14 protein-coding genes and 2 pseudogenes are annotated in these 11,008 nt (G+C 31.6%); 1 reads left to right on the forward strand and 15 read right to left on the reverse strand.

The window, feature by feature from the left end; all coding sequences use genetic code 11:
* Positions 1–137 precede the first annotated feature (137 nt).
* The 12 genes and pseudogenes from CER22_RS33915 to CER22_RS29930 form a co-directional block, all read right to left on the reverse strand.
* Positions 138–430: pseudogene (locus CER22_RS33915) on the reverse strand (transposase).
* Positions 431–691: 261 nt separating this feature from the next.
* Positions 692–1,279: a 4'-phosphopantetheinyl transferase family protein gene (locus CER22_RS29875; protein WP_164971108.1), complete on the reverse strand. Its 588-nt coding sequence runs from the start codon at positions 1,277–1,279 to the stop codon at positions 692–694.
* Between the two features lie 101 nt (positions 1,280–1,380).
* Positions 1,381–2,256 carry an ABC transporter permease gene (locus CER22_RS29880; RefSeq protein ID WP_088610366.1) on the reverse strand — a complete coding sequence of 292 codons (876 nt, stop codon included), beginning with the start codon at positions 2,254–2,256 and terminating at the stop codon, positions 1,381–1,383.
* Positions 2,253–3,182 (reverse strand): ABC transporter ATP-binding protein, encoded by a 930-nt coding sequence (locus CER22_RS29885; protein ID WP_088610367.1) that lies wholly within the window; start codon positions 3,180–3,182, stop codon positions 2,253–2,255. Before CER22_RS29885 ends, CER22_RS29880 begins: the two co-directional genes overlap by 4 nt.
* Before the next feature lie 30 nt (positions 3,183–3,212).
* Entirely contained in the window at positions 3,213–3,926 is a 714-nt protein-coding gene (fabG, locus tag CER22_RS29890; RefSeq protein WP_088610368.1) for a 3-oxoacyl-ACP reductase FabG, read from the reverse strand.
* Positions 3,923–4,885, reverse strand: a complete 963-nt coding sequence (locus tag CER22_RS29895) for a beta-ketoacyl synthase N-terminal-like domain-containing protein (protein WP_088610369.1) — start codon at positions 4,883–4,885, stop codon at positions 3,923–3,925. The genes fabG and CER22_RS29895 overlap by 4 nt, the downstream gene beginning before the upstream one ends.
* 24 nt (positions 4,886–4,909) lie before the next feature.
* The gene (locus CER22_RS29900; RefSeq protein WP_229188543.1) at positions 4,910–6,115 is read right to left on the reverse strand and encodes a beta-ketoacyl-[acyl-carrier-protein] synthase family protein; all 1,206 of its coding nucleotides are present in this window, start codon (positions 6,113–6,115) and stop codon (positions 4,910–4,912) included.
* A complete protein-coding gene (gene fabZ / locus CER22_RS29905) occupies positions 6,108–6,551 on the reverse strand; it encodes a 3-hydroxyacyl-ACP dehydratase FabZ (RefSeq protein WP_016135697.1) in 444 nt (147 codons plus the stop codon). Before fabZ ends, CER22_RS29900 begins: the two co-directional genes overlap by 8 nt.
* Positions 6,548–6,799, reverse strand: coding sequence for an acyl carrier protein (locus CER22_RS29910; RefSeq protein ID WP_088610370.1), 252 nt, complete (start codon positions 6,797–6,799; stop codon positions 6,548–6,550). Before CER22_RS29910 ends, fabZ begins: the two co-directional genes overlap by 4 nt.
* Positions 6,800–6,820: 21 nt before the next feature.
* Positions 6,821–7,378 (reverse strand): GNAT family N-acetyltransferase, encoded by a 558-nt coding sequence (locus CER22_RS29915; RefSeq protein WP_088610371.1) that lies wholly within the window; start codon positions 7,376–7,378, stop codon positions 6,821–6,823.
* 1,281 nt (positions 7,379–8,659) lie between these two features.
* Positions 8,660–8,790, reverse strand: a pseudogene (locus tag CER22_RS29925) (IS200/IS605 family transposase); the annotation flags it as partial.
* A gap of 210 nt (positions 8,791–9,000) precedes the next feature.
* Entirely contained in the window at positions 9,001–9,147 is a 147-nt protein-coding gene (locus CER22_RS29930) for a helix-turn-helix domain-containing protein (protein ID WP_128975385.1), read from the reverse strand.
* A gap of 152 nt (positions 9,148–9,299) precedes the next feature.
* On the opposite strand from CER22_RS29930, the gene CER22_RS32795 reads away from it, so the two are divergent.
* Positions 9,300–9,449: a helix-turn-helix domain-containing protein gene (locus CER22_RS32795; RefSeq protein WP_142293600.1), complete on the forward strand. Its 150-nt coding sequence runs from the start codon at positions 9,300–9,302 to the stop codon at positions 9,447–9,449.
* Positions 9,450–9,522: 73 nt separating this feature from the next.
* Here the strand turns inward: CER22_RS32795 and CER22_RS29935 are convergent, their stop codons facing one another.
* From CER22_RS29935 to CER22_RS32800, 3 genes are all read right to left on the reverse strand, one after another.
* Complete coding sequence (locus CER22_RS29935; protein WP_088610373.1) at positions 9,523–9,822, reverse strand: hypothetical protein; 300 nt, start codon at positions 9,820–9,822, stop codon at positions 9,523–9,525.
* Between the two features lie 228 nt (positions 9,823–10,050).
* On the reverse strand, positions 10,051–10,281 hold the full coding sequence (locus CER22_RS29940; RefSeq protein WP_016135703.1) for a hypothetical protein: 231 nt from the start codon (positions 10,279–10,281) through the stop codon (positions 10,051–10,053).
* Between the two features lie 310 nt (positions 10,282–10,591).
* Positions 10,592–10,876 (reverse strand): hypothetical protein, encoded by a 285-nt coding sequence (locus CER22_RS32800; RefSeq protein WP_142293601.1) that lies wholly within the window; start codon positions 10,874–10,876, stop codon positions 10,592–10,594.
* Positions 10,877–11,008: the final 132 nt, after the last annotated feature.

Below are 11,008 nucleotides of genomic sequence, written 5' to 3' on the forward strand. Positions count from 1 at the left end.
TTTTTTCAACGTACAATGAATTGCAAAAATTACTTACAATTGCATAAGATTTAATTGTACTCACCCCAAATTTTTATCTGTTAAGAAACTTTGCAACAGAACCAAAAAAACAATTGGGGAATACTCCAATTGTTTTTTTACTCATCCAATTCATTTGGTTGTATCTTGTTATACCATTTATTTATTTTCCCTTTATAGTACTTCTCTACTTCATATTCAGGAATCCATATTTCACGCTCGTGAATTTTTGCTAGTACTTGTTCTAAAACATCCTCATGTTCTGCTGGTTTTAGCCTTCAATTATAAGATTTCGCCTTAGATATATATGCTTCTCTCAGCCAATTTGAAATAATTTCACGTTTTTTTGCTTCAGATGAGACCATCTTTTATTTGTTTGTATTAGTTGACCAGCGGAGAAATTTTCGGACATACATCCCTTATCTCTTAGGTTTCACATCACATGTGAGATGCGTAGGGTTTGCAAAGAAATGCATGTTTTATTAAGAAGGTGCAAAAAATCTCGATAGATAAATTAAGGTTATGCTAATTTTGAAATAGCATATGATAACAATATATTTAAAGATAATACATCCTCAATATTTTATTGAAAATAACAACAGGAGGAATACAAAGAAAAAACGGTGATATTACATCTCTATTATATAGATCAGAATTTATCCCGAAAAAAGGTTCAGATAAAATTGAAGGCACTTAATTCCTTCCATATAGCATCCATATCTAAAATCTCAAAATTCGTTTCTTTAGGTATTTTATCAGCAATAACACACATATGGTAATTTAATTCCTTGAAAAATAAACTTTCAAATTCTTTACCATCTGTTTTTATTCTGATTATTTGTCCATACTGTAAATTCTTAGGACAAACGAGTTTATTTCTCATGTCTATAATTCGTCCACCATTTCTTTTTGTAAATGCCTCTTTATAACATAATGCATTCCAGTAATACTCTTTTTTTTCACTTTTCTCTAATTCATGTAAATAACTCTGTTCTTCTTCGCTAAAAAAAAATGGGACAAAACCTTCATTTATTTTTCTTTCATATAAAACGTCGATTCCTAATTCTTGTTTAGCTATCCCTAATACAACAATATTCTTACTATGAGATAGATTAAAATACACTGGAGCGCTTTTCAAATAAGGTTTCCCGTATTCACCATAATATATTTTAATATTCGAAATATCAATTCCTATCCTCAGCAAAGTGTAACGAAGTAATAAATCTCCTGCAAAAATAGTTTGTTTTCTATGCTTACTCAAACTTGAAAAATACCTGTTCCTATTTTCTACTATACAAGTATCTAACAAACTATAATGTTTTTCATTTATTAAACCCATATCTAATAAAAATATTTGCATAGTTATTTATTTTGTCTTTTGAAGATCATAATAGATACCACAGTAAATACAATCATCGTAATAATAATCATCCACAAACTGTATGCTGTACTAACAAGCTTGTCATTCAATTCATATACTATGCCATAATGTGTTTTATATTCTAGTATTTGTTCTGGTGTCGCCTGTTTAAATACAGTCTGAATTGAATCTTTCATGAATATTTCCCGTAAGAGAACTGCCGTATGGCTGATGGGAAAATACATAATAATATTTTGAACAAAGTTAGGCACGCCACCAATAGGAACATATACACCACATAAAAAACCAATAGCTGTTCCAACAACTGTACTTAATGTCGAGAAAGCATTTTGAGTATTAATAAAAAGGACTAAAAATAGGTTAATTGAACTAGACAAGGCAACTGACAGAATGATAATACCTATAACTTTCAACATTTCCATACCACTCAGTACTTCACTGCCTGTTAGGACAAGAAATATTTCACAGCCAACGAGGGCAAGTAACGAAAAAAACAATCCGATTACAAATGAATTAACAACATAACTTAACTGTATTGTAGCTCTCGATAGTGGAGCTGTTAAAAAATCAAATGCTTTTTTACTTTCTTTATCGTTGACCATAATACCAAACGCACCTAACGTTGTCGTTACAGCCGTAATAGATAATAGTCCTGCGACCATCCACTCATTCACCATTGCTTTAGAAGCTGTTGTTAGGTCGACAACTTTTTTAATTGCGTCAATTTGGGTTTGTTGCAAAAATACTGCATACAATAAAATCACAATAAACACTGACAATAGTGAGAGAAGTAATAACGTTCGATCACGACGATATATTTTATTATTTCTGCTAATCAAATAGAATAAAGATTTCACTGTATGACGCTCCCTTTTCCCTCAATAATATTGATAAAGACGTCATCCATACTACCTTTAATAACCTCAAAAGATTCTACTTGCCCCTCTAATTCCTTTAAAATATCATAGGCATTTAAGGTGCTCGATACGCGAATAGTATAAATTGAATTTCTCAACGTATAGGGTATATTTTTTTCTTTTAACCATGTTTTATAATCAAATGTATCATTAAATATTAAATGCAAACTATCAAAAGTATACCTATCCTTTAATTGACTAGGTGTACCTTCCGCAACTAAACGCCCTTCTTTAATGACTACGACATTATCAGCAACGGCGGCTTCTTCCATATAATGTGTCGTTAAAAAAATCGTCATATTCGTTTCTTCTTGTAACCTCTTAATTGCATCCCAAACAAATAACCTTGTTTGCGGATCCAAACCCGTTGTTGGTTCATCTAAAAACAAAATATTAGGTTTATGAATAATAGCTCTTGCTATATCAGCTCGCCGTCTTTGTCCACCAGATAAAGCACCATACCTTTTTTCTTTAATATCACTTAAATTTAAATACTCTGAAATGAAATCGTAGTTTTCTTGGATTTGTATTTTACTCAAATTATAATATTCACCACGATTAATAATATTTTCATAAACAGTCAGGCGTTCATCTAGTAAACTTTCTTGAAATACAACACCAATTTTTTTTCGGATATGATTGTTTCCTTTACCAAGTTGATAGTTATCAATCATGACATCACCTGAAGTTTTTTGGAGCAAAGTGCATAAAATATCTATTGTTGTTGATTTTCCAGCTCCATTTGTCCCCAGAAAAGCAAATAATTCACCTTTTTTTACAGAAAATGATATTCCTTTTACAGCTTCAAATTCACCATATTTTTTTTGTAAATTACTTACTTTAATAATGGTTTGTTCTTTTGACATTAGTTCCACCTCAATATGATAATTATTAAACTAAATTGATAAACCACCATCAACTGTGATAATTTCTCCGGTTATGTATCCTGAACTGCTTTCTGCAAGAAAATAGGTTAATTCACTCACATCACTTGGACTACCAAATTGCTGTAACGGAATCATTTTTAACAGGGTACTTCCCTCTAAATCACGTGTCATGTCTGAGTGAATAAAACCTGGGCATATAGCATTAACCCGCACTTTATATCGTCCCAACTCTTTTGCCAAAGTTTTTGTTAACCCATTGATTCCTGCTTTAGATGCACTGTAATTCACCTGCCCTTCAATAGCTTTAATACCAGAAACAGAAGAAACGTTAACAATGCTACCATAACCTTGATTGATCATGTATTTAGACACAAATTTACAACAATTAAACGTGCCATTTAAATTAGTATCAATGACTTCCTGCCAAGATTTTTGATTCATGAATGTTATTGTTTTATCCTTATTAATTCCAGCATTATTTACTAAACAATCAATTCGTTCATTGGTTAAATAAATCTCATTTATAAACTCTTTTACTTGATGATAATCTCTAATATCAACTCGGACCGCAGTAATTCCAGGATATTTCTTTTTAATCATGTTAGCTTTTTCTTCATTACTTAAGTAAGTAAAATAAACGTTATAATCATTTTCGTAAAACTTTTCAATTATTGATTGTCCTAGGTCTCCGGTACCACCTGTTATAATTACTGTTTTTTTCATAATGAAACCTCTTTAGATTTTGAATTTATTTTTAAAATACTGTCAGTACCAATTTCATTCGTTTCAACAATTAATGTTTTTTCTTTTAACTCTAGTGCAGTAATTAATTTCAAAAAACCACTTAATGCATTCGAAGTTCCTATACTTTCTGCAGTATTTATTATATTAATATCGTGAGACACCATGCTATTTCTTAAGTAAGCAGAAATTAGTTCATCATTATTGTTAGATGATCCATAAATTAGATTATTAAATTGCTTATTTTTCATCTCCTCTTCTAATTTTAAAATTATTTTCTCTCTATTCTCTTCATAATGTTGAAAACTATAAATCTTTTCAATCGAAGCATAACTATCTTCATTCTTTTCAATAATTACCGTAACAGCTCCCGTAATAGTTTTTACATTATGTATGTTATTCCCTATATGATAAATTGAATTTTCTTCATTTCCTTCAACAGCTGTAACAATTGCAACATCAATTACATTATTATTTATATATTCCGTAGCCATCTTTAATGCATCAATTCCAGATAGATTCCCAGAAATCACTGTAGAATTTACTCCTGTTATTCCATAGACAATGGAGGCCCATCCTGAAATATTATTCAATACCGTGCTAGAAAATTTTAACGGACTAACAAAATCTGCTGTCGTTTCATATACATCTGACATAAAATGAAGAGCTCCATCAGTAGGATTTAATGTACTTCCTACAAAGACCCCAATTCTTTCTGGACGATGCTGATTGTATTTCACACCAGCATCATTTATTGCATCACTAATTGAAGCAATGGCTAAATTTGTGGCTTTTGTTAGAGAACGAAGTCCTTTATATTTAATATATTTTTTTATATCAAAATCTTCAGGCTCGCTGACACCATTTATTTTCATGCCGCTCTTTATACTATCAGCATTGACTTTCAAAGGAAGAACCTTACCTACACCAATAATATTCATGTTGATATTCATCCTTTCATCTCATCAGTTTTCACTAAATTTTTTAAAAATCACGGTAGAGTTTGCCCCACCAAATGCAGATGAATTATTCATGGCATACTCAATATGAAAATTCCGTGCCGTATTCGGTATACAATCAATATCGCAATTTTCATCCTCTATTTCAAAATTTATTGTTGGAGGAGCAGTATTTTCGTTCACAGCGTTACAACATACAATTGCTTCTAGTAGACTTGCAGCCCCCATAGAATGACCTATCATTGACTTTATTGAACTCATAGGTACTTTCCTCTTAAATAATGTATTTACTGCAAAAGATTCAGCTTTATCATTTGCTTGAGTTCCTGTACCATGCGCACTAATGTAATCTATATCTTCTAGCTCAATATTTGCTTTTTGCACCGCATTCTCCATAGATTGTATGATTCCAGCGGATTCGGGGTGTGGTGCGGTAATATGATTTGCATCACAAGAAACTCCATAGCCAACTATCTCTGCTAAGATATTAGCACCCCTTTCTTGAGCATGGTTCAATTCTTCTAGAACTAAACATCCTGCCCCTTCAGCAACGAGCATACCATCTCTATTTTTAGAAAATGGTTTGCATTTACTCGAAGCAATAGCTTTCAATCTATTAAAACCATAATATGCTATAGTCGAAAAAGGATCCTCTCCTGCTGTAAAGCAAATAGTTTGTTCCCCACTCCTTATTTTTTCATATCCTTGAATAATTGCATAGTTCCCAGCAGAACAAGCGTTAGCAATTAACATGGTCTCTCCTTGCAATGAGAATTCTCTACAAGCATTTGCTAATAACCCATGTAAAAAAGATTGATCTAGAAGGTGCTGTGGGCTAGAATTTCCTATGTAACGATTGTAATCTGTCATCTCAATAGCAATTTCTCCCATAGTTGTTCCAACAAATAAATCTGCTTTCTCATAAGTATGACGATTTAAATTCGCGTTATTTATAGCATCATACATACTGGCTATTAATAGATTCGAACCTCTTCCTATTGATTTATAATCATTTACCTTAGTAAATTTAGAAGGATTAAAATTATGAATTTGCCCTCCATATTTAGGGGCTAGTAACTGTAGCCCCTCTTTTTTAATTAAGGAGATTCCTGACAATCCTTTTATACAAGATTCCCAAAATTCTTTAGAATTCATCCCTATTGAAGTGATTGCTCCGGTCCCTGTGACAACTACTCTTTTCAAATTATTCATCTCCCAAAAGTGTAAACGTTAATTCCCCATATGCACATTTTATATCATTTACTTTTACTGTAGCCTCCACTATAGCGGCATTGCTTATTTTCTTTACTACACTTACACTTATCATCAGCTGATCTCCAGGTACAATGATTTTCTTAAATTTTATATTTGTATGATAAAGAAGAGGAATATTGTTTCTGGTTTCTACTGATGGACCTTCTAGCTGTGCAAACAACAGAATAGCTGATTGTGCCATCGCTTCAGTTACGTACACGCCCGGAAAAATTTTCTTATTAGGAAAATGCCCTTGGAAGCACGGTTCATTCCCACTAACATTTTTAATACATATCATTTTAGAGCCATCGAACTCAAATACCTTATCTACCATAAGAAATGGATATCGTTGTGGCAATATATCTAACACATACTCATGCGTCAAAAAATTCATAATACCCCTTCCTTACTATTCTCTTCAATTACAGAAATAATGTTATTTAATGATGTAAATTTCTGTAGTTCCTCTTCAGGTATCTTAATTTGAAACTCTTTTTCAATACCAGCTAAAATCTCTAAAGCCATCATCGAATCTGCATCTAGCTCTTCTACTAAATCTGTGTCATCCTTTATATCTTCAATTTCAACCTCAAGAACTTCTGCAATCATTTGAATCAATTTTTCTTTTTGTATTTTTTCCATTAAAAACCATCCTTTCATCGTCTATATTTGGATATCCACTACCCTTTGATTCACTTTCATGACATCTAATTTCATAGGACATTGGTAGGATTTACCTCTATATAGTTTATAATCACCTACCTGTGAAAATCCTATTCTCTCATACATCTTTTTTGCCGTACTTCTGCTTTGTAAAAGAAGATGTGTGATTTTCTCAGTAATAATAACATCCTTCGCCTTGTTAAATAAAAGTTCTAAAACTTTCCCCTTCAGAGATACAGTTTTTGTATAGGGAGTATCTAATACTACCAGCCTTAAAACCTCTGCATATTTTTCACCTTTTTTCGGCATTAAATTATGAGTTTTCTCAACTTCTAATATCTCATTACCCCTTTTCACGACTAAAGAAAAAAAACCAACTAATATATCCCCTTCATAACACCCTAAATGGTAAGCATATTCATCATACGCATCTTTTAATAAACCATTTTCATAATTTTCAGCAGGTATAGTTTTTTCCTTCTCAACAAACGTTTTATACCTAATTGAATAAAGTTCATTTTTTTCTTTTTCTGATTCTAAAATTTTAACCTTTAGCATTACATTCACCTCCTCATAAAGTTAAAAATAAGCATATATTCATATTATCACCAAAATAGGTTGCAATTTGAAATTAAGTAAAATACAACCTGAAAGTAATTCTATCATTTATTTCCTTATATTTCAATATATACATTTATGGTAATTACGATTAACATCATGAATTTTCACAAAAATTCATGATGTAACCTTCGAAAACATTAAGGTTCTTTTTTACCTTTTCACCCTTTTATTTAACACTTCTCATTTTGCAGGACAATTGTTTATGGGGATAAAATTGATTTTTCCACATTAAACGATATGTCTATTGCAAAATAGTTGATGCAGTTTTCATACTGCTTAGGCTAACTTATAATCTAATGTTGGATCAAACGTATACATCTGTGAAGGATAAGGCGATGCAATCATAGAAATTTATTTATAGAATACAAAACTTTTTCTTTCCACTACATTCATATGAATACCTCACATGGGAAAAATATCTCATATGAAGTCCTTAAACAGAATTTTAATCCAGTAATCAGGAGTAGCTATTAAACAAATTCAATCTTACCGTGAAATAGGTGTTACAAACCTTATAACAGTAATGAATTTTAGTGGATTAGAACATCATAAAGTTTTTTCATCCTTAGACTGTAAATGATTATTCTTAAATGTACAGTTTCGCTTGTATAAAGATGTACAGAAATGCCTTAAATATCGACAGAAATTCTTTGTTTCTAGATGTGTACTAACGCCTTTCGCTAACGCTGCAGTTGTTGACATACATGTAGTTGAAACGGTTTTGTTACACAAATCCAATTCAACTACATGCATGAAAAAGTAAAAAACAGTATACACCAGACACCCTTGTACGTATATTTTGGGCTAAAATGGCTTAGTAGCAATAGTTTCCCTAGACTTCCCCAATCATTTTTGGACGTATTTATTCAATCAAAAGTGTACATTTGTAAACTAGCATTTATATTAGACTTATTTGGAAAGTATGTAATCCCTGCTTTTAAGTGAAAATTTGATAACTTCAAAAGAGATGATTTTATTTACTGCCATTTCTCCTGAAGAATTTAAGAATGGACAAAAATAAACCCTCAAAATTCCTCATTAGTCATCCATGCTACGAGGACGACAGGAATGACTACCAAGAATCATAACCACCCTTCCAAAGGGTGGTTTGCACAAAGGCTATAAGCCTATACTACCGGCCAGCGCCTAAAGGCGCTAGCTTTCACCCACATTCAAGCCTCTATTACGCCACCCCTGAAGGGCTATTTGTATGACATGCTACCCTTTAAAAGGGTCTGTGTATTCTTTTACACTTAATTTATCTAATGCTATATCGTGTTTTCCTGATCTTGAATATATTTTTTAATTGTCGCTTCATTCAATCCGACCGTACTCACATAATATCCTTCAGGTTCTAGTGCTTCATGAATATCACTTGATTTTTTTAATTGCTTTCTTAAGCCACGTTGTTTTTTTTGATGATTTTCTTCTAAATGCAGCTTGATCTTATTTATCATTTCTTCTGTTAGTTTTCTTTTCTTCCTAGGCCCTTTCTTATAACTGGGCTTTTCAACAATTGCTTGAATTAACTCACCAGTATCCATGTTTGAATCTGGTAATTAGTTAGCTTTACTCTGTTCATATTCATTGATGTATTTACTAACAGTTTCACGATTTACACCACCTAATTTCGCGATTTTTCGTCTAGAGTATCCCTCCTGTAAATATAACAATAGTATTGCTTGTTTCTTTTTCAGATTAATCATCTCCCACAATTCTCCCATAACTCTACAAAATTATCAGTATGGATTCATTATAGACTGGCTGGTTTTTTGTAGATTTACAATAAAAATTGACCCACCCCTAAAATAAAAATACAATGCTCTCATGACAAAATGAGAGGGGTTTGTTTAGGGGAATGATTACGATTGAAAAGTGGACAGCAATTCGAGCGCTGAAGCAAGAAGGACATTCTATTCAATCCATTACTAAGTTATTAAGTGTCTCAAGAAATACTGTAAGAAAAGCATTTACATTTGATTCTTTAATGATTTATATACCAATTTGAATGAGATAATTAAACTCTCTCTATCTTAAAATCACACTTAAAACGCAATTACTTATTATTGAAATAAATGAATTTAAGTTGTGTTAACCATTCTTCGAATCTCCACTTTTAATGTAGTAAGTTCCTTCTCAATATATATACGTCCTTGAATTAGTTTACTCTGAAGTTGTCTTAAGTCTTTTGAAGATTCTTTGTCTATTAACATATAAACTTGGGTCAAACTAATCATTATCTTAATATCACTCAAAGCATCTTGAATAATTCGATCGAACTGTTTTTGCTCACTACAATAAATTACTTTTAATACCTTTTCCATACAAGTAGTCATTTTTTGTTCTAAAATATAGATAAATCTCTTGGTATCTAGATCCATCTCACTTCCCCCCACCTTCAATATGGTTCTGTACCATGTCTGTCCATGAATAAATGATTTATCTAATTTATAAAATATCAAAAAAACTGGCGATTAATATTTTATCACATTAGGAAATAAAATCCATATAAAATATTACCTAATATAGGAATTTTTATTCTTTTTCTAATATATAACCTCGTTTTAGCTATATTAAAATAAAAAAATAGAATACCTCACAGAAAAATGTTATTTTACATACACGAGCTGACTTTCACCGGAACAATTTAGCGTAAATATATATTTTTCATTACCTAACCTAATATTAACATTATATAAACTTCCTATATTGTACATGTATACTTCCGGTTCAAAATCATGTGTGAATTCATAACGATGGGACGCATTTTCAATAGCTGTATATACATAGTCAGCAAAACTATCCGGTTCCATCAAGCACTTATCCCATACTTCCCCCACTTTGTTTCATCCTTAACTATATTATTTTCAAAATCAAATGATAGAGTACTATATTTCATTTCAAATCCCCTTTTTATAATATATCCTGCTTCTATAAATGTGCCTCTCTTATATTGGTAATGGCACTGTACTACACGTCACTTTGTCCATGAAAATGCTGCTTTGCACAATAAAGGCCCTAGCCTACGATCATTCTTATAATAAAGTAAGTTGAATAAATCCATCATTATTTTCTTTAGAGTTTTCATTATGCTTTATGATCTTGCTTTTTTCCTGTTTTAATTCCGCTTCAATTTCTTTCCCCTCACGTTTAAGCTTTTTTTTTCATAAACCATTGCGGTAGCCCTGAAGGGAAATACTTTCTTTCGTAAGCAGTACGTTCTTCTTTATCGATACATCTATATTCATCCCAAAACTTATCTTGAAAAGCTTCTATTTCTTCTTTTGTAAAGTGCGGTAGCTCATAATGCTCCTTGTTTAAAAGTTCTTGTTTTTTATACAACTTTTCTTTTTCTAATTGAACTCGAATACGCTCTTCTTCATTTTTACGTATTCTTTCTTTTTGAATACGCAACTCTTCCTGTTGCCTTTGCAATTCTTCTATTTTTAGCTTTCTCTCTAATTTTGGTTCTGTTGCAAAGTTTCTTAAACCTAGTTACAGTCTAGAAAAAAGAGGCGAGGAGAATTACACATGCGATATTTTAAAGGAAAACAGTTCAAGAAAGAC

The sequence above is a fragment of the Bacillus sp. K2I17 genome, from assembly GCF_002209985.1.
In the GTDB taxonomy this organism is placed as follows: Bacteria; Bacillota; Bacilli; order Bacillales; family Bacillaceae_G; genus Bacillus_A; species Bacillus_A wiedmannii.

Excerpts from the sequence above, each read along its gene's own strand:
- CER22_RS29885 (WP_088610367.1), bottom strand. The coding sequence starts at position 3,182 with ATGTCAAAAGAACAAACCATTATTAAAGTAAGTAATTTACAAAAAAAA.
- fabG (WP_088610368.1), bottom strand. The coding sequence starts at position 3,926 with ATGAAAAAAACAGTAATTATAACAGGTGGTACCGGAGACCTAGGACAA.
- CER22_RS29895 (WP_088610369.1), bottom strand. The coding sequence starts at position 4,885 with ATGAATATTATTGGTGTAGGTAAGGTTCTTCCTTTGAAAGTCAATGCT.
- CER22_RS29900 (WP_229188543.1), bottom strand. The coding sequence starts at position 6,115 with ATGAATAATTTGAAAAGAGTAGTTGTCACAGGGACCGGAGCAATCACT.
- fabZ (WP_016135697.1), bottom strand. The coding sequence starts at position 6,551 with ATGAATTTTTTGACGCATGAGTATGTGTTAGATATATTGCCACAACGA.
- CER22_RS29910 (WP_088610370.1), bottom strand. The coding sequence starts at position 6,799 with ATGGAAAAAATACAAAAAGAAAAATTGATTCAAATGATTGCAGAAGTT.
- CER22_RS29915 (WP_088610371.1), bottom strand. The coding sequence starts at position 7,378 with ATGCTAAAGGTTAAAATTTTAGAATCAGAAAAAGAAAAAAATGAACTT.
- CER22_RS29930 (WP_128975385.1), bottom strand. The coding sequence starts at position 9,147 with ATGATTAATCTGAAAAAGAAACAAGCAATACTATTGTTATATTTACAG.
- CER22_RS32795 (WP_142293600.1), top strand. The coding sequence starts at position 9,300 with ATGATTACGATTGAAAAGTGGACAGCAATTCGAGCGCTGAAGCAAGAA.
- CER22_RS29935 (WP_088610373.1), bottom strand. The coding sequence starts at position 9,822 with ATGGATCTAGATACCAAGAGATTTATCTATATTTTAGAACAAAAAATG.